The organism is Pseudomonas sp. GM_Psu_1, assembly GCF_026544185.1.
GTDB lineage: Bacteria > Pseudomonadota > Gammaproteobacteria > Pseudomonadales > Pseudomonadaceae > Chryseomonas > Chryseomonas oryzihabitans.
This window is the reverse complement of the sequence record NZ_JALNUX010000021.1, coordinates 1-21170: the sequence shown is the minus strand read 5'-3', so window position 1 is coordinate 21170 and position 21170 is coordinate 1. Positions and strand designations below refer to the sequence as shown.

20 protein-coding genes and 1 tRNA gene are annotated in these 21170 nt (G+C 66.5%); 15 read left to right on the top strand and 6 right to left on the bottom strand.

Annotation, left to right across the window (positions count from 1 at the left end; genetic code table 11):
* Positions 1–126: 126 nt before the first annotated feature.
* The 3 genes from OXS31_RS22400 to OXS31_RS22390 all read right to left on the bottom strand — a co-directional run bounded on the left by OXS31_RS22400 (position 127) and on the right by OXS31_RS22390 (position 4442).
* Positions 127–2505: a penicillin acylase family protein gene (locus OXS31_RS22400; RefSeq protein WP_077172468.1), complete on the bottom strand. Its 2379-nt coding sequence runs from the start codon at positions 2503–2505 to the stop codon at positions 127–129.
* Positions 2506–2650: 145 nt separating this feature from the next.
* Positions 2651–3430 carry a hypothetical protein gene (locus tag OXS31_RS22395; protein ID WP_007159020.1) on the bottom strand — a complete coding sequence of 260 codons (780 nt, stop codon included), beginning with the start codon at positions 3428–3430 and terminating at the stop codon, positions 2651–2653.
* 43 nt (positions 3431–3473) lie between these two features.
* Complete coding sequence (locus OXS31_RS22390) at positions 3474–4442, bottom strand: alpha/beta fold hydrolase (protein WP_077172470.1); 969 nt, start codon at positions 4440–4442, stop codon at positions 3474–3476.
* 135 nt (positions 4443–4577) lie between these two features.
* On the opposite strand from OXS31_RS22390, the gene aroC reads away from it, so the two are divergent.
* From aroC to OXS31_RS22325, 13 genes are all read left to right on the top strand, one after another.
* Entirely contained in the window at positions 4578–5669 is a 1092-nt protein-coding gene (aroC, locus tag OXS31_RS22385; RefSeq protein ID WP_027599885.1) for a chorismate synthase, read from the top strand.
* A 14-nt stretch (positions 5670–5683) separates the two neighbouring features.
* A complete protein-coding gene (locus tag OXS31_RS22380; RefSeq protein ID WP_027599884.1) occupies positions 5684–6847 on the top strand; it encodes an MFS transporter in 1164 nt (387 codons plus the stop codon).
* Positions 6848–6970: 123 nt separating this feature from the next.
* Positions 6971–7585, top strand: a complete 615-nt coding sequence (locus tag OXS31_RS22375) for a methylthioribulose 1-phosphate dehydratase (protein WP_027599883.1) — start codon at positions 6971–6973, stop codon at positions 7583–7585.
* Entirely contained in the window at positions 7582–8133 is a 552-nt protein-coding gene (locus OXS31_RS22370) for an acireductone dioxygenase (RefSeq protein ID WP_007159014.1), read from the top strand. Before OXS31_RS22375 ends, OXS31_RS22370 begins: the two co-directional genes overlap by 4 nt.
* The gene (mtnC, locus tag OXS31_RS22365) at positions 8130–8816 is read left to right on the top strand and encodes an acireductone synthase (protein ID WP_144953121.1); all 687 of its coding nucleotides are present in this window, start codon (positions 8130–8132) and stop codon (positions 8814–8816) included. The genes OXS31_RS22370 and mtnC overlap by 4 nt, the downstream gene beginning before the upstream one ends.
* Before the next feature lie 102 nt (positions 8817–8918).
* Positions 8919–9134: a PLD nuclease N-terminal domain-containing protein gene (locus OXS31_RS22360; RefSeq protein ID WP_007159012.1), complete on the top strand. Its 216-nt coding sequence runs from the start codon at positions 8919–8921 to the stop codon at positions 9132–9134.
* A gap of 96 nt (positions 9135–9230) precedes the next feature.
* Positions 9231–10082 carry a polyamine aminopropyltransferase gene (gene speE / locus OXS31_RS22355; RefSeq protein ID WP_027599880.1) on the top strand — a complete coding sequence of 284 codons (852 nt, stop codon included), beginning with the start codon at positions 9231–9233 and terminating at the stop codon, positions 10080–10082.
* A 104-nt stretch (positions 10083–10186) separates the two neighbouring features.
* A complete protein-coding gene (locus tag OXS31_RS22350; protein WP_007159010.1) occupies positions 10187–10528 on the top strand; it encodes a ribonuclease E inhibitor RraB in 342 nt (113 codons plus the stop codon).
* Positions 10529–10785: 257 nt separating this feature from the next.
* The gene (locus tag OXS31_RS22345; RefSeq protein WP_007159009.1) at positions 10786–12195 is read left to right on the top strand and encodes a circularly permuted type 2 ATP-grasp protein; all 1410 of its coding nucleotides are present in this window, start codon (positions 10786–10788) and stop codon (positions 12193–12195) included.
* Between the two features lie 62 nt (positions 12196–12257).
* Positions 12258–13211 (top strand): alpha-E domain-containing protein, encoded by a 954-nt coding sequence (locus OXS31_RS22340; protein WP_007159008.1) that lies wholly within the window; start codon positions 12258–12260, stop codon positions 13209–13211.
* Positions 13208–14008, top strand: coding sequence for a transglutaminase family protein (locus tag OXS31_RS22335; RefSeq protein WP_027599879.1), 801 nt, complete (start codon positions 13208–13210; stop codon positions 14006–14008). The genes OXS31_RS22340 and OXS31_RS22335 overlap by 4 nt, the downstream gene beginning before the upstream one ends.
* A 98-nt stretch (positions 14009–14106) precedes the next feature.
* Complete coding sequence (locus OXS31_RS22330) at positions 14107–14844, top strand: proteasome-type protease (protein ID WP_150338976.1); 738 nt, start codon at positions 14107–14109, stop codon at positions 14842–14844.
* A 533-nt stretch (positions 14845–15377) separates the two neighbouring features.
* Positions 15378–15467, top strand: a tRNA-Ser gene (locus OXS31_RS22325).
* Between the two features lie 73 nt (positions 15468–15540).
* Here OXS31_RS22325 and OXS31_RS22320 read toward each other — a convergent pair.
* The 3 genes from OXS31_RS22320 to OXS31_RS22310 all read right to left on the bottom strand — a co-directional run bounded on the left by OXS31_RS22320 (position 15541) and on the right by OXS31_RS22310 (position 17757).
* Positions 15541–16353 (bottom strand): HDOD domain-containing protein, encoded by an 813-nt coding sequence (locus OXS31_RS22320; protein WP_007158998.1) that lies wholly within the window; start codon positions 16351–16353, stop codon positions 15541–15543.
* Between the two features lie 184 nt (positions 16354–16537).
* A complete protein-coding gene (gene lpxH / locus OXS31_RS22315; protein WP_197851278.1) occupies positions 16538–17266 on the bottom strand; it encodes a UDP-2,3-diacylglucosamine diphosphatase in 729 nt (242 codons plus the stop codon).
* The gene (locus tag OXS31_RS22310; protein ID WP_007158996.1) at positions 17263–17757 is read right to left on the bottom strand and encodes a peptidylprolyl isomerase; all 495 of its coding nucleotides are present in this window, start codon (positions 17755–17757) and stop codon (positions 17263–17265) included. Before OXS31_RS22310 ends, lpxH begins: the two co-directional genes overlap by 4 nt.
* Positions 17758–17903: 146 nt before the next feature.
* On the opposite strand from OXS31_RS22310, the gene OXS31_RS22305 reads away from it, so the two are divergent.
* Entirely contained in the window at positions 17904–19592 is a 1689-nt protein-coding gene (locus OXS31_RS22305) for a glutamine--tRNA ligase/YqeY domain fusion protein (RefSeq protein ID WP_027601870.1), read from the top strand.
* Positions 19592–20977, top strand: a complete 1386-nt coding sequence (gene cysS, locus OXS31_RS22300; protein ID WP_181083392.1) for a cysteine--tRNA ligase — start codon at positions 19592–19594, stop codon at positions 20975–20977. The genes OXS31_RS22305 and cysS overlap by 1 nt, the downstream gene beginning before the upstream one ends.
* Positions 20978–21170: the final 193 nt, after the last annotated feature.

Here is a 21170-nt window from a genome sequence, read left to right as displayed (position 1 = left end):
GCCAGGGCGCCTGCGGGACAGCGCCTTTGCAGCGGTCCGCGGCGCGGCGAACGAGGGCGACGCCGGCTGAGGTCTGTCAGAAGCGGGGCAAAACCCGCGCCAAGTCGCGGGTTGCCGGCGGTGGGACTACTTCTGCGGAATCAGCAGCAGTCGGTCGCGCCCATAGACGCGCTCCAGATTCTGCGGCTGCAGCGGCAGGCTCTGGTATTGCCCGCGGGTCCAGCCCTTGCCCGGGGTGCCGACCTGGCTCGCCTGCAGCGGTTCGGCCAGGCCGAAGTCCACCACCAGGCGCAGCGCCGGCGCCAGCCAGACCTGGTCATTGCCGCCCCAGTGACTGGCGGTCAGGTCCAGGGTCGAGCCGTCGCCACCATAGGCGTTGCCGTCCTGGCGGTGCAGGCGGCCCCATTGCCAGCTGGCGCGATCGCTACCCAGCCGGGCTTCGCAGGTGGCGACGGCCGCGGCCAGGGCGCGGGCGAAGATCGCCGGCTTGTCTTCGTGGGCGGCGGTGCTGACGTCATCCCAGTAGGGACTGTCGTCACGCGCCAGGAGGTGATCGACGATGGCGTTGTAGCCGGTGTCGCTGAGGGTGGTGAAGGCCTGCCAGGCCGGACTCCTGGTGCCACCCAGTTCGTCGGCGAAGGTCTGTTCGGTCAGGGCCTGGAGAAAGGCTTCGTAGAGCGCCGCGTCACCGGAGCCGGCGGCCAGACGGCCGTCGAAGCCCTGCAGACGCCGCAGGGCCTCTTCCGCCTGCGGGCGCTGGCCCGCCGAGAGGGCGGCGATGGCCTGGCGCAGCGGCGCGGCGAAGCCGGGGGAGTCGAGCTGGGTCTTGAGTTTGGCGGCCAGGGTGGTGGTCTGGTCCTGCTGCAGGGCCATGGCGTCGCGGCCATCGAGGCGCGCCGAACGGCCGGCCAGTTGCGCCAGGCGCTCCTGGCGCTCGGGGCCCGACCAGTTGCTGGACAGCTGCATGCCGTAGCCACGCGGTATCACGCGCTGGTTGGCGGCGCCCAGCCAGCCCTGGGCCGGATCCTGGTCATAGGGGTGCAGCATGGGATCGGCGTAGCCATCCCAGGCGTAGCGCTCGTCCCAGCCGGGCGAGGGCAGCAGACCCAGGCCGCTGCGGCGGTTGGGATAGCGCCCGGTCACCTGCCAGCCGATGTGCTCGGCATCGGCGAACACCAGATTCCAGTCGCTGGCGCGCAGGTCGCGAGCCAGTTCGAAGGCGCGCTCCACATCCTTGGCGCGGGAGAGGTCGAAAAGGGCGTCCAGGCTCTTGTCGGCTTCCAGGCGACTGCTGCGCAGGGCCAGGCCGTAGCCGTTGGCGTCCGGCGCCAGGGCCAGATTCAGCAGCGGACCGCGGGGACTGGTATAGAGGGTCTCGCGCCGCGGCTTTTCACCGCGGACGAAAAAGGTCTCCACCCGCTCGCCGGCCGGCTGCCACTGACCGCCGCTCTGCACCTGCAGGCGACCGCCCTGGCGTTGCAGGCGTTCGAGGTAGAGGTCCTGGCTGTCGCCCATCAGGGTCGCGGCGCCCCAGGCCAGCTTGCCGTTGTAGCCGTCGAGCAACAGCGGCAGGCCGGGCAGGGTGGTGCCCACGGCCTCGAAGCGCGGCGCCCTCAGGGTCACCAGGGTAAAGGGCGACTGGCCGACGGCACTGACCTTGTCCACCGCGAGCAGGCTGCGGCCGCTGCGGGTGTGCCCTGGGGTGGCCGCCCAGGCGGTACCGGTGGGGCCGCCGAAGGGCGCCTGCTCCGCCAGTTGCCGCTGGACCTGCAGCAGGGCTTCGAGCCCTGGCAGCTGGCCGCGCAGATTCAGGCCGCGCAGCTTGGCGGTCTCCTCGTCCGGCAGGGGTTCGTCCGGGTAGGTGGGCAGGAGCCAGGCCAGGCGCTCGGGACCGACCTGGGTGGCCAGGGCCAGCGCCGCGGTTTCCTTGCGCAGGTCCACCGCCTGGGCGAAGTTGAGCAGTTCGAAGAGCAGGGCGCTGTCTTCGGCCTTCCAGTATTCGGCGCGGTAGTCGTGGTCATCCAGCTGGACCCGTTCACCAGCGCGATAGAGATAGGCGTTGACCCCCCGGGCATAGACCTCGAAGAAGGCCTTCATCCGTGGCGAGGCGTTGCCGTAGGCCACCTGGGCGGCCTTGCGCAGGTCCACGGCGCGCATGAACCTGTCGCTGTCCAGGCGGCTTTCGCCGTAGGCCTCGGCCAGCCGACCCTGGGCCAGCAGGCGCAGCTCGACCATCTGCGCCAGGCGTTCGCTGGCATGGACGTAGCCGAGGGCGAACAGGGCATCGTGAAAGGTGGTGGTCTCGATCAGCGGCTGGCCGTCGGCATTGCGGCGCACCGAGGCGGTCTGCGCCAGGCCGCGCAGCGGCAGGCTGCCCTTGAGTTGCGGCTGGCTGCGGGTCGGCTGCTCTTCGCCGAGGTACTGGCAGCCGGCAAGGGCGGTCAGCAGGCCGAGGGTAGCGAGACGCAGGGGCGCGCGCGGGCGAAACAGGAGAGGCGAGACCATGAACAGCGGACACTCCGGGCGGATGGATGCGAACGGGTGGCTACGTTAGCAGGGTCCGGCGGGGGAGCAAGCCTCGGGCGAGGGGTGGCGCCTGGACGCTGCCGACAGGTCGTCGGCAAGGGTGCCTGGCGCGGCACCAGACCGCTCAGCGCAGCGCCATCCAGATCAGCAGCGCGGCCTGGAACAGGCAGAACACCGCCAGGCAGCCGATGGCGAAGCGCAGCGAGATGTCATCGCGGCGATAGAGGGCGATGCGGTCCTCCAGCTGGCGCAGACTGGCATCGCGCTCGTCGATCACCCGGTCGCACTGCTCCAGCAGGGTGGCGCCGTCCAGCAGAGACAGCAGCTGCACCTTGTCGGCATTCCAGTCCTCGCGCAGCTGGCTGACCCGGGCGGCCCGACAGAGCTGCTGACGCTCGTCATCCGCTGCCGTCTCGACGGTGAAGCCCTGGGCGCCGAGCACGTGGTCGCGGCGCTTGCGGCTGTCTTCGTCGAGGGCGTCGCGGCGCGCCAGGGGCAGGTCCTGCACCCGGTAGTGGCTCCAGCGCAGGCGTGCCCAGGCGGCCGCCCGCGCCAGCAGGAAGCGTCCCAGGCCGCGTTCTTCCGGCTCGATCTGCAGACCGCGCTCCGGGCCGAGGCGGATTTCGCCTTGGCGATGGTCGACCCAGACCTCCAGCACGTTCACCTCGCGGTGCAGCAGCTGACCGGGAATCTGCACCGTCAGCCGCAGCAGGCTTTCCTCGTCGCCATGGCGCTCGACCAGGCCGAGTTGCACGAAGCGCAGTGGGCGCGCGCCGACCCGGCGATCCGCCGGCTGCGGCATCAGCCGCAGCAGCTGAAAGCGCTCCGGCGGCAGGCTGGCCCAGGGATGGGGCTCGTTGGGTGCGGCCTCGACGGCCGGTGATGCGTGATCGGGGGTGTCCACGGACGGGCTCCAGCGGGTGCGCCGCCTGGGCGCCTTTGCTGGCTTATCGGCCGGCGCGCGAGGAACCTGAGCGCGCGACGAAGGCGGTCACGCGCTCGACCAGCGCGCGGGCCAGGGGCAGGTTGGGATTGTCGTAGCTGGGCAGTTGCGCCTGGAAGTCCGCCGGGGTGATGCGCAGCATGTGGTTCATGCCGGCAATGATGGCCAGTTCCGCATCCGGTTTGGCGCGCTGCAGGGCGCGGGCATCGTCGACCTCCACCTGGACGTCATGGGTACCCTGGACGATCAGCGCCGGCGCGTGGATGCCGGCGAAGGCCCTGGCCGGATCCTGGCGGAACAGCGAGATCAGATAGGGCTGGACGCTGGGGCGGAACAGCACCAGCAACTCCTTCGGCACCTCGGGCACCGGGGTGCCGCGCAGCAACTGGTCGATGATCCACTGGGCGCTGGCCAGGCCGGCCGGCGACAGCTTGCCCGCCAACTGCTCGCGCAGCACCACGTCGATGGGCCGGCCGCTGCCGGCCAGGGTCACCACCCCGGCGACCGGCACCTGGTCGGCGGCCAGACTGGCGATCAGGGCGCCTTCACTGTGGCCGAGCAGGATCACCGCGGAAAAGCGCGGATCGGCGCGCAGCAGCCGGATCCAGCCGACCAGGTCGTCGACATAGCGCTCCACGCTGAGGCGACTCTCGTCCGGCTCGGCGCTGCGACTCTCGGCCACGCCGCGCTTGTCGAAGCGCACGCTGGCGATCCGCTGCCGGCCCAGGGCCTCGGCCAGCCGCTGCAGGGCCGCGTTGCGCGCGCCGGGGGCGTTGCCGTTGCGATCGATGGGCCCCGAGCCGGAAACGAAGAGCACCACCGGTTGCGGCCTGTCGCTACGGGGCAGGATCAGACTGCCCTTGAGCACACCGCTGCCGGTGTCGAGCTGGAGGGGACGATAGAGCACGGGATCGGCCGCCGTGGCGAGGGCGGGCAGGGCGAGGCACAGCAGCAGGGAGAACAGCAGACGCATGGCGGGAAGGGCACCGGAGAGCTGGGGTGTGGGGGCCTATCCCGCACACAATCCGTGTAAAAGACCACGGCGCGTGTAAAATCGCCCATTCCCAATTTGAATCCATACCTTTCACCCGTAGCGCGGAGCCCTCGCATGTCCGGCAATACCCTCGGCACGCTGTTTACCGTCACCACCGCCGGCGAAAGCCATGGCCCGGCGCTGGTCGCCATCGTCGACGGTTGCCCACCCGGACTGCCCCTGGACCTCGCCGACCTGCAGCGCGACCTGGATCGGCGCAAGCCCGGTACCAGCCGCCACACCACCCAGCGCCAGGAAGCGGACGAGGTGGAGATCCTTTCCGGGGTCTTCGAAGGCGTCACCACCGGTACCCCCATCGGCCTGCTGATCCGCAACACCGACCAGAAGTCCAAGGATTACTCGGCGATCAAGGACCTGTTCCGCCCGGCCCATGCCGACTACGCCTACCACCACAAGTACGGCCTGCGCGACTATCGCGGCGGCGGTCGCAGCTCGGCGCGGGAGACCGCCATGCGCGTGGCGGCGGGTGCCATCGCCAAGAAGTACCTGGCCACCCAGGGCATCCGGGTGCGCGGCTACATGAGCCAGCTGGGTCCCATCGAGATCCCCTTCAAGACCTGGGACAGCGTGGAAGAGAACGCCTTCTTCAGCCCCGATCCGGACCGGGTGCCGGAGCTGGAGGCCTACATGGACCAGCTGCGCCGCGATCAGGATTCTGTGGGTGCGCGCATCACCGTGGTCGCCGACGGCGTGCCGCCGGGGCTGGGCGAGCCGATCTTCGATCGCCTCGACGCCGAGCTGGCCTATGCGCTGATGAGCGTCAACGCGGTGAAGGGCGTCGAGATCGGCGCCGGCTTCGCCAGCGTCGCCCAGCGCGGCACCGAGCACCGGGACGAACTGACCCCGGAAGGCTTCCTGTCCAACAACGCCGGTGGCGTGCTTGGCGGCATCTCCTCCGGCCAGCCCATCGTCGCCCACCTGGCGCTGAAGGCCACCTCCAGCATTACCACCCCGGGGCGTTCCATCGACGTCCACGGCCAACCGGTGGATATCATCACCAAGGGTCGCCACGATCCCTGCGTGGGCATCCGCGCCACGCCCATCGCCGAGGCGATGATGGCCCTGGTGCTGATGGATCACCTCTTGCGTCACCGCGCCCAGAACGCCGAGGTGCGGGTGGGCACGCCCGTCCTACCGCAACTCTGATCAGCGGACGGACGATGCCGGTTCCCTATTGGCGGCTGTCGGGCTTCTATTTCGCCTACTTCGCGCTGCTGGGGGCCACGGCGCCCTACCTGGGGCTGTACTTCCACCACCTGGGCTTTTCCGGCACCGCCATCGGCCAACTGGTGGCCATCCCCATGTTGATGCGGGTGCTGGCGCCCAATCTCTGGGGCTGGCTGGCCGATCGCACCGGCCGCCGGCTGAGCATCGTCCGCCTGGGCGCCGCCTGCACCCTGCTGTGCTTTTCCGGCATCTACCTGGGCCAGGGCTTCGCCTGGCTGGCGCTGATCATGGCCGGACATGCCTTCTTCTGGCATGCGGTGCTGCCGCAGTTCGAAGCCATCACCCTGGCCCACCTGCGCGACCAGCCACAGCGCTATGGGCGTATCCGCCTCTGGGGCTCCATCGGCTTCATTGCCGCGGTGGCGGGACTCGGCTGGGCCTTCGAATACGTCAGTCTGGATCTCTACCCGGCCTACCTGCTGCTGGTGATGGCGATCATCCTGCTCGCCTCGCTGGCGGTGCCGGGGGTCAAGGTCGATCCGGGCCAGCGCCCCGAGGCGCCGGCCGAGCCCTTCCTGACCACCCTGCGCCAGCCACGGGTGCTGGCCTTCTTCCTCGCCGCGGCGCTGATGCAGCTGTCCCACGGTCCTTATTACACGGTCTTCACCCTGCACCTGGAAGACCTCGGCTATGGCCGCGGCGTCATCGGCCAACTCTGGTCGCTGGGGGTGGTCGCCGAGGTGCTGATCTTCCTGGTGATGCCGCAGCTGCTGGCGCGGCTGGCGCTCAACACCCTGCTGGTCGCCGCCTTTCTCATCGCCGCCGGGCGCTGGCTGCTGCTGGGCGCCCTGGCCGATCACCTGGCGGTGCTGCTGTTCGCCCAGTTGCTGCATGCGGCCACCTTCGGCTGCTTCCATGCCGCCGCCATCCAGTTCGTCCAGTCCCATTTCGACCGCCGCCGCCAGGGCCAGGCCCAGTCGCTCTATGCCGCCCTGTCCGGGGCTGGCGGGGCGCTCGGCGCGCTGTATGCTGGCTATGCCTGGCAGGTGTCCGGTGCCCTTGCCGCCTTTGCCGGCGCCTCCCTGGCGGCGCTGGCCGGGGCCTTCCTCATCCTCTTGTCCGTTAGGTCCAGTACGAAAAGTGCCTGCGCTCGGTGATGCTTCGTTGAAAAACACTTCGGAATGCTCATTTACCTCTCGTAAACTCCGCTTCCTCAGCGTTTTTCGCCTCGCCTGACCGTCGCTCGGCGACTTTTCGTACAGAACCAAGGAGAACCCTCCATGATCCAGCAGCGTGAGCAACTGGCCCGGGAAATCATCGACGCCGGTCGCTTCCTCTATGGTCGCGGCTGGTCGCCGGCCACCAGCAGCAACTATTCGGTACGGCTGTCCGACAGCCGCCTGCTGCTGACCGTGTCCGGCAAGCACAAGGGCCAGCTGGAGCTGGACGACATCCTCGCCACCGATCTCGACGGTGCGCCGCTGGAGCCCAAGAAGCCCTCCGCGGAGACGGCGCTGCACACCCAGCTCTATCGCTGGCAGCCGGAGATCGGCGCCGTGCTGCACACCCATTCAGTGAACTCGACGGTGCTTTCGCGCCAGCTCGAAGGGGATCGCCTGCTGCTGGACGGCTACGAATTGCAAAAGGCCCTGCACGGCGTCACCACCCACGAGGTGCGGGTGGAAATCCCGGTGTTCGACAACGACCAGGACATCCCGCGCCTGGCCGACAAGGTGCAGACCTGGCTGAACGTGCACCCCGACTGCGTGGGGTACCTGATCCGCGGACACGGCCTCTATACTTGGGGCCCGCGCATGGCCGATGCCCTGCGCCACGTGGAAGCCTTCGAATTCCTCTTCGAATGCGAACTCAAGACCCGGAGCCTGCGTCCATGAGCCGACTGACCGTCTACCACGATGCCGAACCGCGCCAGCCGCTGAAGGTGATCAGCGATGGCGAGCACATCGCCGCCACCCTGGCCGAGGTCGGGGTGCGTTTCGAGCGCTGGCAGGCCACCGCCCCGGTGGCACCCGGCGCCAGCCAGGATGAGGTGATCGCCGCCTATCGGCCGGAGATCGATCGCCTCATCCAGGAGCGCGGCTACCAGACCGTCGACGTCATCAGCATGCATCCCGAGCATCCGCAGAAGGAGGCGCTGCGCGCCAAGTTCCTCGAAGAGCACCGGCACAACGAGGACGAGGTGCGCTTCTTCGTCGCCGGGCAGGGGCTCTTCACCCTGCACATCGACGATCACGTCTACGCCGTGCTTTGCGAGAAGGACGACCTCATCTCGGTGCCGGCCGGCACCCCGCACTGGTTCGACATGAGCGAGTCGCCGTCCTTTGTCGCCATCCGGCTGTTCGACAATCCCGACGGCTGGGTGGCCCACTTCACCGGCGTCGACATCGCCCAGCGCTTCCCGCGCCTGGAGGTCGAGGCGTGACGATCAAGGCCATCCTCACCGATATCGAAGGCACCACCAGCGCCGTCAGCTTCGTCTTCGACGTGCTCTTTCCCTATGCCCGCGAGCACCTGCCGGCGCTGGTGCGCGCCCAGTCCGGGGAGCCGGCGGTGGCCGAGCAGCTCGACGCCGTGCGCGCCGAAGCCGGCGAGCTGGACGCCGACGTGGAGCGGGTGATCGCCATCCTCCTGGAATGGATCGCCACCGACCGCAAGGCCACCCCGCTCAAGGCCCTGCAGGGGCAGGTGTGGGAGCAGGGCTATCGCGCCGGCACCCTCAAGGGGCACGTCTATCCCGACGCGGTCCAGGCGCTGCGCCAGTGGCACGCGGCCGGGCTGCCGCTATACGTCTATTCCTCGGGCTCGATACAGGCGCAGAAGCTGATCTTCGGCTGCTCGGAGCACGGCGATCTCAGCCCTTTGTTTTCCGGGTATTTCGATACCCTGACCGGCGGCAAGCGCGACGCCGCGTCCTATGCGCGCATCGCCTCGGCCACCACCCACGAGCCGGCGGACCTGCTGTTTCTCTCCGACGTGGTGGAAGAGCTGGATGCCGCGCGCCAGGCGGGTCTGCCGACCTGTGGCCTGGTGCGTGCCGGTGGCCAGCTCGGCGATCATCCGTGCGTGGCGTCCTTCGCTGACATCGATCTCGCGGCCTTCAGCTGAAGCCCACGGCCGGCGCCGCTGCCAAGCGAGCCGACCGAACTCGACGCCGCTCTTGCCAGTCCCAATTGACGAGACCTGTGTCCTCGCAACGGGAGTCGCGACATGATCAATTCCACCATTGGCGGTGTACTGGGCTTCATCGTCTTCCTGCTCGACATCTGGGCCATCGTCAACGTCATCCGCAGTGACAGCACCAGCAACGCCAAGATCGGCTGGACCGTGCTCATCATCGTGCTGCCGGTGATCGGCCTGATCGCCTGGGCGGCCGCCGGCCCGCGCGGCAATCGCTCGGCCACCGCGCCCACCCACAAGGGTTAGCCAGCACAACACTGGAGCCTGTCACATCCAGCTCTTACAATGCCCGGCTTTTGGCCGGGCATTGCTCGTCTCGGCCTGCCACCTGCGGAGATCGACATGAGCGACTACCTGGAAACCCTCTACGACGGCTATGGCCAGCGCTTCACCGTCGAGCGCATGCTGCACGAGGTGCGCACCGAGCATCAGCACCTGGTGATCTTCCAGAACGCCGTGCTGGGCAAGGTCATGGCCCTGGATGGCGTGATCCAGACCACCGAGGCCGACGAATTCATCTATCACGAGATGCTCACCCACGTGCCCCTGCTGGCCCATCCGGCGCCCAAGCGGGTGCTCATCATCGGCGGCGGCGACGGCGGCATCCTGCGCGAAGTGGCCAAGCACCAGGGGGTCGAGCACATCACCATGGTCGAGATCGACGGTTCGGTGGTGGAGATGTGCAAGGAGCACTTCCCCGGCCATTCCGCGGGTGCCTTCGAGGATCCGCGGCTGAATCTGGTAATCGACGACGGCATGAACTTCGTCGCCAACACCACCGAGCGCTACGACGTCATCATCTCCGACTCGACCGATCCCATCGGCCCGGCCGAGGTGCTGTTCTCGGAAAACTTCTACCAGGCCTGCCATCGCTGCCTGAACGAGGGCGGCGTGATGGTGGCCCAGAACGGTACCCCCTTCCTGCAACTGGACGAGGTCAGGACCACTGCCGGCCGGATGTCCGGGCTGTTCGCCGACTGGCACTTTTATCTGTCAGCGGTGCCTACCTACATAGGGGGCGTCATGACCCTCGCCTGGGGCAGCAAGGACGTGACCTTGCGTCGGCAAGATGCCGAAACCCTGGCGCAGCGCTACAGTGATACAGGCATCCAGACCCGTTACTACACCCCGGAGCTGCATGCTGCTGCCTTTGCTCTACCTCGATACGTGCTGGAGGCCATCGGCAAGGCGTAAGCCCTGGCGGTCGCGGCACCGTTCGAGTTTTCAGCCGCGACTCGCCGGACGTCGGTAGCGACGCTTCGGCGAGAAGATCATCCGAACCAGAGGAGGGTTGTCCTATGTCCTTGTCGTTTGCCGATGATGTGAGCTTGAACCTGCTGCAGCGGATGAAGGAGGGCGGCTTCGATTTCGCCCGTTTCCATCCAATCGACTTCTTCGCCATCTTCGCCGATGAAGGCAAGGCCCGCATCGCTGCGGACCAGTTTCACGGCGAGTCCCTCAATGCCCAGGTGATGCCGCACGAAGAGGGGGGTTGGCATCTGCAGGTCAGCAAGGTGATGTTCGCCACCCACGCCACCATCGACGATTTCGAAAGCGATCTGGAAGCGGTGGTGGTGCCCCTGGGCGGCCAGCTCGACGGTTGGGGCGTGACCCAGGAAGTCAGCCGCAGCTCTGCCTGATCCAAGCCCTGCCGAGGCGGCATCCCGCCGGGGATGCCCGTCTCACCCTCTGAAATCACCCCGCCGCTCAATCATCGCACTTTCCGCCCGCCGCACCGTCTTAGGCTCATGACGGAAACGTTGCGGTGCATGCGCACGCTTACGTGCCTGGCTTTGGTGCACCGCGCGACCCGATGCCGCGCAAGAGCTTGATCTACAAGCCTCTTGCGCTGGCACGCGGCTTGCGAAGCTGCACCGTGGGTGACAAGGAGATCGGCATGAGCCGCCAACTGTATAACGAGATGTATGACGTCCAGGCGCAATGCCGACCGCACTATGGTCGCTATGCGCAATGGCTGAGCGAGACACCCCCGGAACTCCTGGCCCAGCGGCGGCGTGAAGCCGACCTGCTGTTTCATCGCGCCGGTATCACCTTCACCCTCTATGGCGACGAGCAGGGCACGGAGCGCCTGATTCCCTTCGATGCGCTACCGCGGGCCATTCCCGCCAGCGAATGGCAGATCATCGAGCGCGGCTGCATCCAGCGCGTCCAGGCGCTGAATCTCTTTCTGCACGACCTCTATCACGACCAGCGCATCATCAAGGCCGGGGTCATTCCCGCCGAGCAGGTGCTGGCCAACGACCAGTACCAGCTGGCGATGCAGGGACTGGACCTGCCCAATGGCATCTATGCCCATATCGCCGGGGTCGACCTGGTGCGCGATGGCGACGGTGCCTACTACGTGCTGGAAGACAACCTGCGCACCCCCAGCGGGGTGTCCTACATGCTCGAGAACCGCAAGATGATGATGCGGCTGTTTCCCGAGCTGTTCACCCTGGAGCGCATCGCGCCCATCGACCACTATCCGAATCTGCTGCTCGACACCCTGCGCAGTTCCACCCCGGTCAACAACCCCACGGTGGCGGTGCTCACCCCGGGGCGCTTCAACAGCGCCTACTTCGAGCACGCCTTCCTGGCCCGGGAGATGGGCGTGGAGCTGGTGGAGGGCGCCGATCTGCTGGTACGCGACGAACAGGTGTTCATGCGCACCACCTCGGGCTTCCAGAAGGTCGACGTCATCTATCGCCGCCTCGACGACGCCTTCCTCGATCCCCTGGCCTTCAATCCGGATTCCCTGCTTGGCGTCCCTGGCCTGCTGGCGGCCTATCGCGCCGGCAACGTCATCCTGGCCAATGCCATCGGCACCGGGGTGGCCGACGACAAGTCGATCTATCCCTATGTCCCGGAGATGATCCGCTTCTATCTCAGCGAAGAGCCGATCCTCTACAACGTGCCCACCTGGCAGTGTCGCAAGCCGGACGAACTGTCCCATGTGCTGGCCAACCTGCCCGAGCTGGTGGTCAAGGAAGTCCATGGCTCCGGCGGCTACGGCATGCTGGTCGGCCCCACCGCCAGCAGCATGGAGATCGAAGCCTTCCGCGCCCGGCTCAAGGCCAATCCCAGCGCCTACATCGCCCAGCCCACCCTGTCGCTGTCCACCTGCCCGACCTTCGTCGAGAACGGCATCGCGCCGCGGCACATCGACCTGCGGCCCTTCGTGCTGTCCGGTCGCAAGACGCGCCTGGTACCCGGTGGCCTGACCCGGGTCGCCCTGCGCGAAGGTTCGCTGGTGGTGAATTCCTCCCAGGGCGGTGGCACCAAGGACACCTGGGTGGTGCAGGACTAGATCGCCACAGAACAGTGGCCGCCCCGGCGGCCTCGCAAGGACCTTTGAAAGGCGACCCCACCATGTTGAGTCGTACCGCTGCCGATCTGTACTGGATGTCCCGCAACCTGGAGCGCGCCGAGAATCTCGCGCGGATGCTGGACGTCAGCTATTCGCTGTCGATGATGCCGCAGAGCGGGCAGGGCGGAGGCCTGGACGAGCTGGCCATGCCGCTGCTCATCACCGGCACCCTGGATGACTACCGGGAAAAGCACGGCGCTCTGCACCCCGAGCGCCTGCTGCATTTCTTCGCCCTGGACGAGCGCAACCCCGGCAGCATCTATTGCTGCCTGCAGGCCGCGCGCAGCAATGCCCACGCGGTGCGTGGACGCATCACCGCCGACATGTGGGAGAACGTCAACTCCACCTGGCTGGAGATGCGCGAGATTGCCGTCACCGGTCTGATCCGCTTCGGCATCAGCCGCTTCTGCGAATGGGTCAAGGAGCGCTCCCACCTGTTCCGCGGCGCCACCGTCGGCACCATCATGAGAAACGACGCCTATCGTTTCATCCGCCTGGGCACCTTCGTCGAGCGCGCCGACAACACCCTGCGCATGCTCGACGCCCGCTACCAGGTACTGGGGGAAGAGGAGGCGGAAGCCATCAGCGACGCCTCCGCCCGCGGCTTCTATCAGTGGAGCGCCCTGTTGCGCGCCCTTAGCGCCTTCGAGGCCTACACCGAGCTCTATCGCGATGCCCTCAACGTGCGCAATGGCGCCGAACTGCTGCTGTTGCAGGAAGACCTGCCGCGCTCGCTGCTGGCCTGCGTGATCGAACTGCACCGGGTGCTGGCCAGTCTGCCCGGCGAGAACGGCCGCGAGGCCAAGCGCCTGGCGGCCGGTCTCGAGGCGCGGCTGCGCTATACCAGCATCGACGAGGTGCTCGAAGAAGGACTCCATGCCTGGATCGGCGACTTCATCGTCCATGTCCGCCAGCTCGGCAGCGCCATCAATACCGCTTACCTGGAGACCGTATGAGACTCGCGATTCATCACGAAACCCTGTATCGCTACGCCGACCAGGTACGCGCGAGCATCCAGTACCTGCGGCTCACGCCCCAGGATGATGCCCGTCAGCGGATCCTCGGCTGGGAGCTGGCCTTGCCACGGCCGGCGCGGGCGCAGCGCGATCCCTTCGGCAACATCCTGCATGTGCTGACCCTGGATACGCCGCACGACGCCATCACCATCACCGCCAGCGGCCAGGTGGAGATCGACGAGACCTTCGAGGCGGAACCCTGCCAGGCCTCGGCCTTTCCCTTCCTGCGCCAGACCCGGCTGACCGAGGCCGACGAGGCGCTGACCGCCTTCGCCCGCGAGGTCTGCGACGGTCGCCGCGATCGCGACACCCTTATCCAGCTGATGGAGCGCCTGCACGAGCGCATGACCTATGTGCCCGGCTCCACCGAGGTGGACGGCAATGCCGCCCAGGCCTTCGCCAAGGGCGCCGGGGTGTGCCAGGACCATGCCCATGCCTTCCTGGCTTGCGCCCGCAGCCTGGGGATCCCGGCGCGCTATGTGTCCGGCTATCTGTGCACCGACGACAGCGCGCACCTCTCCAGCCACGCCTGGGCGGAAGCCTGGCATGACGGCGCCTGGTACAGCTACGACGTCACCAATCGCCTGGCCCGGCCGGAGCGGCACCTACGGCTGGCCATCGGTCTGGACTACCTGGACGCCTGTCCCGTGCGCGGCATGCGCCGCGGCGGCGGGGTGGAGCACATGGAGGCCAGGGTGCTGGTCGAGCCCTTGCAGCAGGCGCAGCAACAGCAATAATCGGCGCTGCCCATAGCAGACGAAAAGGCGGCCAGGGGCCGTCTTTTCTTTTGCTGTCGGGCGCTGCCGCGTCGACCGTTCGATCAGCCGAGGTTCGCATGACCTATTGCGTCGCCATGAAACTGCAAGATGGCCTGGTATTCGTCGCCGATTCCCGTACCAATGCCGGGGTCGACAACATCGCCACCTTTCGCAAGCTGCACCTGTTCCGTATCCCTGGCGAGCGCCTGATCATCATCCAGTCGGCAGGCAATCTGGCCACCTCCCAGGCGGTGATCAGTCTGCTGCGACAGCGCCTGGACAGCGAGCAGGACAACCTGCACGGCGTACCCACCCTGTACGACGCCGCCCGGCTGCTGGGGCAGACCCTGCGCGAGGTCCTGCAGCGCGATGCCGAGGATGCGCCCAGCGGTCACGGCCTGGACCTGAGCTGTTCCTTTCTGTTGGGTGGGCAGATCCGCGGCGCGGAGCCGGAGCTGTTCAATCTCTATCCCCATGGCAACTTCATCAGCGCCACCGAGGACACGCCTTACTTCCAGATTGGCGAGAGCAAATACGGCAAGCCCATCCTGGATCGGGCGCTGTCCTTCGCGACGCCGCTGGAAGAAGCCCTGCGCTGCGCGCTGCTGTCCTACGACGCCACCATTCGCAGCAACCTGTCGGTGGGGCTACCGCTGGATCTGGTGGTCTATCCGCGCGATCGGCTGGCGCAGGTCAGCAGTCATCGGATCGACGAACAGGATCCCTACTTCCAGGCCCTGCGCAAGGGCTGGGGGGAAGGGCTGCGTGATCTGCTGGCAGCCTTGCCGGCAGCACCTGCGGATTACTGGCGCTAGGGATCAGCCAAAGAACCGCGAGAGGTTGGGGATGACCAGCACGACGGTGGTGACGATGAGGACGAAACTCGCCTGACGCCACTTGGGGACGGGATTCTTGAACATGACTCGGGGCCTTTATTGTTAGCTGTTTAGAGCCTTTACGTCTTCAGCGGGAAGCGCTTGCGCAACAGCGGCATGCAGTTACTGATACCCGCAGGCTTGAGCACTATCCAGTAGCTATAGAACATAAATTTCAGTTTTGTGGCGGTAACCGGCCAGGCGGTTATCAGAAATGTCGTACCAGGGGATTTTTCCTTTGCTTTCAGGTGATTAGGAAAATGCGTGCGACGCTACCGTTGGTCGGAGGTATCAGCGGTTTGGAGCGAGGGAAGAGCGACCAGCCGGTCATCCCGTGAACGGGGCAGGGTGCAGGCCCTTTCAGGTCGTGAATGCAAATGTATGAATCGATTGAAGAAAAAGCTTGCCATCGAAATCGGCTTTGCCTATAGTTGCGCGCCTCGGTGATGCAGATGCAGCCACTGAGCAAATCTGGTGAGGTGTCCGAGCGGTTGAAGGAGCACGCCTGGAAAGTGTGTATAGGAGAAATCTTATCGAGGGTTCGAATCCCTCCCTCACCGCCAGATTAAGAAAACCCCTGAGAGCCCAGCTCCAGGGGTTTTTTCTTGCCTGCGATTTGACCAGGCCCTCCGGGGGTCAGGCGGCCTGGGCAAAGGTCGCGGCGGTATCCCGGGCGTTGGGCAGCACGGCCGTCAGCTGTTCCAGGTCGATGCTGGCGAACAGCGGGCCGCTCAGGTCCTGCACCTTGCTGTCGCCGGCATTCTCGTGCAGCACCTCGGCCACGGCGACCGCCTGGGCCACGATCAGCGCATAGCCGTTGCCTTCCGGCGCCTGCAGCGGGCGGGCCTGATAGCCGATCGCATCGCGCAGCACCTGGGGCAGTTGCCAACGACGGGCCAGCTCGGCGCCCACTTCCGGATAGCCGAAGCCCAGTTGCAGGGTCTCGTCGGCGGCGCGATGGCTGCTGGCGGTGGCACGACCGGCCAGGCTGGGGGCCAGCTCCGGCGCACCGCTCTGGATCAGCAACTCGCCGATGTCATGCAGCATGCCGCAGGTAAAGGCGGTTTCCTGGTCCAGACCGGCCTGCTTGGCCAGCGGCTTGCACAGGCTGGCGACCAGGAAGCTGTTGTACCAGAAGGCCTGCAGATCGAAGCCGGGTGCGGCCTTGAAGCCGCCGGCGAAGGCCGAAGCCAGGACCAGGGTGCGCAGGGTGTTGAAGCCCAGGCGCAGGGCGGCGTCTTCGATGCTGGTGGATTCGCGGGCGCCGCGGAAGCGCGCCGAGTTGGCCAGCCGCAGCACCTTGGCGGCGATGACCGGGTCACGCGCCACGGTGCGCGACAGGGTTTCGATGCTGGTGTTGGGGTCGTCGAATTGCCGGATCAGGACCTGCGCCACTTCGGGGACGTTGGGCAGGTTGTGCAGCTGGGCAAAGAGGGTGTCGAGTTGCATGGGCGTCTCCGCGGAAAAGGGTTACATCTCCTTACACCCTCGTCATCGGTCGCCTGCGCGGATTTCTGTAGTCGCCATGTGACGATCGGTCGCAGCTCGGGCGACCAGGACCAGGTGGCCGCCCAGGATTGCCTTTCCGCTCAGGGACTTGCCGAGAGAAAGCCAGGCTTGCCTGGCTGCGTCATTACCGTTCGTCGAGGGCGAAATCGACCTGGCTCAGGCCCGCTGCGCTGGCTTCCAGCACCCAGCCGCGACGGTCCCAATCGCCCAGCACGATACGTTCGGCCGGCTGGCCATCGAGCAGCAGCTCATGACGGGCGGGTCTGTGGGTATGGCCGTGGATCAGCGTGGTCACCCGGGCGGCGCGCATTTCCCGCTCGACCTCCGCCTCGGTGACATCGGTGATGTCCATGGCCTTGGCTCGGGTCTGCTGGCGACTTTCGCTGCGCAGCTTGCGCGCCAGCTGCTGGCGGCTGGCCAGCGGCAGGTGGCGCAGGACGAAGAGGGTGAGGGGGTTGCGCAGGATGCGGCGCAGCTTCTGGTAGCCCTCGTCGCGGGTGCAGAGGGTATCGCCGTGCATCAGCAGCACGCGACGGCCGTGGAAGTCGGCGATATGGCGATCCGGCAGCAGGCGGCAGGCAGCCTGGCGGCAAAAGGCCTTGCCGATGAGAAAGTCGCGATTGCCGTGCATCAGGTAGAGGGCCGTGCCGCTGTCAGCCAGCTGGCGCAGGGCCGTGGCAATCTCCTGCTCGAAGGCACCCATGGCGTCGTCGCCGATCCAGGCTTCGAACAGATCGCCAAGGATGTACAGGGCCTCGGCACCGCGGGCGCGGGTTTCGAGGAGATGCAAAAACGCCCGGACCAGGTCCGGGCGTTGCGGTTCGAGATGCAGGTCGGAGACCAGTAGGATCACTCGACGATCTCGGCCTTCTCGATGATCACGTCTTCGCTCGGCACGTCCTGGTGACCGGCCTTGCTGGTGGTGGCGACGCCCTTGATGGCGTTGACCACGTCCATGCCTTCGACCACCTTGCCGAACACCGCATAGCCCCAGCCCTGGCTGGTGGGCGCGGTGTGGTTGAGGAAGGTGTTGTCGGACACGTTGATGAAGAACTGCGCCGAGGCGGAGTGCGGGTCCATGGTGCGGGCCATGGCGACGGTGCCGATCGCGTTGGAGACGCCATTGTTGGCTTCGTTCTTGATCGGGGCGCGGGTCGGCTTCTGCTTCATGCCCGGCTCGAAACCACCGCCCTGGACCATGAAGTTGCTGATCACACGGTGGAAGATGGTGCCGTCGTAGTGACCGCTCTTGACGTATTCCTTGAAGTTGGCCGCGGTTTCGGGCGCCTTGTCCTCGAAGAGTTCCAGGGTGATGACGCCGTGGTTGGTGTGCAGCTTGATCATGGCAGCGAATCCGTAGCTAAGGGGGACAGCATCCAGACCCGGCGAAGGCCTCAAGGGTTTCGCCGGGACTTGACGGGTTGGGCTATGATACGGGTTTACCTTTGCCCGGCCTACCCTGGCCGCGCGTCTGCCCAGTTAAGGATCCCATGAGCAAGCCGACTTCCGACTCGTCCACCGCCGCCAAAGCCGCCCCCGCGCATTTCCTGCGGCAGATCGTCCAGGCTGACCTGGACGCCGGCAAGCAGGCCAAGATCGTCACCCGCTTCCCCCCGGAGCCCAACGGCTACCTGCACATCGGCCACGCCAAGTCGATCTGCGTGAACTTCGGCCTGGCCAAGGAATTCGGCGGCGACTGCCATCTGCGCTTCGACGACACCAACCCGGCCAAGGAAGACCAGGAATACATCGACGCCATCAAGAGCGATGTGCACTGGCTGGGCTTCGACTGGGCCGGCGAGGTGCGCTACGCCTCCAGCTACTTCGACCAGCTCTACGCCTGGGCCGTCAACCTGATCGAACAGGGCCTGGCCTATGTCTGCGACCTCACCCCCGAGCAGGCCCGCGAATACCGCGGCAGCCTCACCGAGCCGGGTCGCAACAGCCCCTTCCGCGACCGTTCGGTGGCCGAGAACCTGGACCTGTTCGCCCGCATGAAGGCCGGCGAATTCAAGGACGGCGAAAAGGTGCTGCGCGCCAAGATCGACATGGCCTCGCCCAACATGAACCTGCGCGATCCCATCCTCTATCGCATCCGCCACGCTCATCACCACCAGACCGGCGATGCCTGGTGCATCTATCCGAGCTATGACTTCACCCATGGCCAGTCCGATGCCCTGGAAGGCGTGACCCACTCCATCTGCACCCTGGAGTTCGAGGACCATCGCCCGCTGTACGAGTGGTTCCTGGCCAAGCTGCCGGTGCCGGCGCAGCCGCGCCAGTACGAATTCGCCCGCCTCAACCTGAACTACACCGTCACCAGCAAGCGCAAGCTCAAGCAGCTGGTGGACGAAGGCCATGTGCAGGGCTGGGACGATCCGCGCATGTCGACCCTGTCGGGCTATCGCCGTCGCGGCTACACCCCGGCCGCCATCCGCAACTTCTGCGAGATGATCGGTGTGACCCGCTCCAACGGGGTGGTCGACGTCGCCATGCTGGAATTCGCCATCCGCGAGGACCTGGACCAGAACGCCCCGCGCGCCATGTGCGTGCTGAAGCCCCTCAAGGTGGTGATCACCAACTACCCCGAGGGCCAGGTGGAAAACCTGGAACTGGCACGGCATCCCAAGCAGGACCTGGGCGTGCGCCAGCTGCCCTTCACTCGCGAGCTGTACATCGACCAGGGCGACTACGAAGAGAATCCGCCCAAGGGCTACAAGCGCCTGGAGCCGGGTGGCGAGGTGCGTCTGCGCGGCAGCTACGTGATCCGCGCCGACGAAGCCATCAAGGACGCCGACGGCAAGGTCATCGAGCTGCGCTGCAGCTACGATCCGGACACCCTGGGCAAGAACCCCGAAGGCCGCAAGGTCAAGGGCGTGATCCACTGGGTGCCGGCCGAGGGTAGCGTGGAGTGCGAGGTACGCCTCTACGATCGCCTGTTCCGTTCGGCCCAGCCAGAGAAGAGCGAAGAGGGCGGCAGCTTCCTCGACAACATCAACCCCGAGTCCCTGGTGGTGCTCAAGGGCTGCCGCGCCGAGCCGTCCCTGGCCCAGGCCCAGCCGGAAGACCGCTTCCAGTTCGAGCGCGAGGGCTACTTCTGCGTCGACCTCAAGGATTCGGCGCCTGGCAAGCCGGTATTCAACCGCACCGTGACCCTGCGCGATTCCTGGGGGCAATGATGGCGCTGCACCTCTACAACACCCTGACCAAGACCAAGGAAGCCTTCACGCCGCTGGTGCCGGGGCAGGTGCGCATGTACGTCTGCGGCATGACCGTCTATGACTACTGCCACCTGGGCCATGGCCGCAGCATGGTGGCCTTCGATGTCATCACCCGCTGGCTGCGCCATAGCGGCTATGACCTGACCTACGTGCGCAACATCACGGACATCGACGACAAGATCATCAACCGCGCCAACGCCAACGGCGAGCCCTTCACCGACCTGGTGGCGCGGATGATCGAGGCGATGCACGAGGACGAGGCGCGGCTGAATATTCGCAAGCCCGACCAGGAGCCGCGCGCCACCGATCATATCGACGGCATGCACGCCATGATCCAGACCCTGATCGACAAGGGCTACGCCTATGCCGCGGGCAATGGCGACGTCTACTACCGGGTCAATCGCTTCGCCGGCTACGGCAAGCTGTCGCGGCGGCGCGTCGAGGACCTGCGCATCGGTGCCCGCATCGAGCCGGGCGAGGCCAAGGAAGATCCGCTGGACTTCGTGCTGTGGAAGGCCGCCAAGCCGGGCGAGCCGAGCTGGCCGTCGCCCTGGGGCGAGGGGCGGCCGGGCTGGCACATCGAGTGCTCGGTGATGTCCACCTGCTGCCTGGGCGAGACCTTCGACATCCACGGCGGTGGCAACGACCTGGAATTCCCGCACCACGAGAACGAGATCGCCCAGAGCGAGGCGGCTACCGGCAAGACCTACGCCAATGCCTGGCTGCACTGCGGGATGATCACCATCAACGGCGAGAAAATGTCCAAGTCCCTGGGCAACTTCTTCACCCTGCGTGAGGTGCTGGAGAAGTACCACCCGGAAGTGGTGCGCTACCTGCTGATCGCCAGCCACTACCGCAGCCCGATCAACTATTCGGAAGACAACCTGCGCGAAGCCAAGGGCGCCTTGGAGCGTTTCTATCATTCGCTCAAGGGCCTGCCCCAGGCGCCCGCCCAGGGTGGTGAAAGCTACGCCGAGCGCTTCGCCCAGTGCATGGACGACGACTTCAACACCGCCGGTGCCTGTGGCGTGCTGTTCGAACTGGCCCGCGAGATCAACCGCTTGCGCGAGAGCGATCCGGCGGCGGCGGCTGGCCTGGCCGGACGGCTGCGCGAACTGGGTGAGGTGCTGGGCGTGCTGCAGCTGGAGCCAGAAGCCTTCCTGCGCGCCGATGCGGCGGGCCGGGTAGATGCGGCCGAGGTCGAGGCGCTGATCCAGGCGCGCCTTGCTGCTCGTGCGGAAAAGAACTGGGCGGAATCCGACCGCATCCGCGACCAGCTCACCGCCCTGGGCGTGGTGCTGGAAGACGGCAAGGGCGGCACCACCTGGCGCCTGGCAGAGTAGGTCTGCGATCAGGCGGATGACGGTTCTGCGTCATCCGCCTGTCTGGCCTGGTCCACCATCCCCGGAAAATGCTGTGCGGTTTTCCAGGCTACGAGGTGGGGGCCGTAGGGTGGACAGCGGCGCAGCCTTGTCCAGGTGCGTTCAAGTCCTCACCCGGAAAACGCTGTGCGGTTTTCCAGGCTACGAGGTGCGG

What these genes read in the sequence shown, in the direction of transcription:
- OXS31_RS22340 (WP_007159008.1), top strand. Translation starts at nt 12,258, where the DNA reads ATGTTGAGTCGTACCGCTGCCGATCTGTACTGGATGTCCCGCAACCTG.
- OXS31_RS22350 (WP_007159010.1), top strand. Translation starts at nt 10,187, where the DNA reads ATGTCCTTGTCGTTTGCCGATGATGTGAGCTTGAACCTGCTGCAGCGG.
- OXS31_RS22390 (WP_077172470.1), bottom strand. Translation starts at nt 4,442, where the DNA reads ATGCGTCTGCTGTTCTCCCTGCTGCTGTGCCTCGCCCTGCCCGCCCTC.
- OXS31_RS22310 (WP_007158996.1), bottom strand. Translation starts at nt 17,757, where the DNA reads ATGATCAAGCTGCACACCAACCACGGCGTCATCACCCTGGAACTCTTC.
- cysS (WP_181083392.1), top strand. Translation starts at nt 19,592, where the DNA reads ATGGCGCTGCACCTCTACAACACCCTGACCAAGACCAAGGAAGCCTTC.
- aroC (WP_027599885.1), top strand. Translation starts at nt 4,578, where the DNA reads ATGTCCGGCAATACCCTCGGCACGCTGTTTACCGTCACCACCGCCGGC.
- OXS31_RS22360 (WP_007159012.1), top strand. Translation starts at nt 8,919, where the DNA reads ATGATCAATTCCACCATTGGCGGTGTACTGGGCTTCATCGTCTTCCTG.
- OXS31_RS22345 (WP_007159009.1), top strand. Translation starts at nt 10,786, where the DNA reads ATGAGCCGCCAACTGTATAACGAGATGTATGACGTCCAGGCGCAATGC.
- OXS31_RS22335 (WP_027599879.1), top strand. Translation starts at nt 13,208, where the DNA reads ATGAGACTCGCGATTCATCACGAAACCCTGTATCGCTACGCCGACCAG.
- OXS31_RS22400 (WP_077172468.1), bottom strand. Translation starts at nt 2,505, where the DNA reads ATGGTCTCGCCTCTCCTGTTTCGCCCGCGCGCGCCCCTGCGTCTCGCT.
- OXS31_RS22370 (WP_007159014.1), top strand. Translation starts at nt 7,582, where the DNA reads ATGAGCCGACTGACCGTCTACCACGATGCCGAACCGCGCCAGCCGCTG.
- OXS31_RS22305 (WP_027601870.1), top strand. Translation starts at nt 17,904, where the DNA reads ATGAGCAAGCCGACTTCCGACTCGTCCACCGCCGCCAAAGCCGCCCCC.
- OXS31_RS22380 (WP_027599884.1), top strand. Translation starts at nt 5,684, where the DNA reads ATGCCGGTTCCCTATTGGCGGCTGTCGGGCTTCTATTTCGCCTACTTC.
- OXS31_RS22375 (WP_027599883.1), top strand. Translation starts at nt 6,971, where the DNA reads ATGATCCAGCAGCGTGAGCAACTGGCCCGGGAAATCATCGACGCCGGT.
- speE (WP_027599880.1), top strand. Translation starts at nt 9,231, where the DNA reads ATGAGCGACTACCTGGAAACCCTCTACGACGGCTATGGCCAGCGCTTC.
- OXS31_RS22330 (WP_150338976.1), top strand. Translation starts at nt 14,107, where the DNA reads ATGACCTATTGCGTCGCCATGAAACTGCAAGATGGCCTGGTATTCGTC.
- OXS31_RS22320 (WP_007158998.1), bottom strand. Translation starts at nt 16,353, where the DNA reads ATGCAACTCGACACCCTCTTTGCCCAGCTGCACAACCTGCCCAACGTC.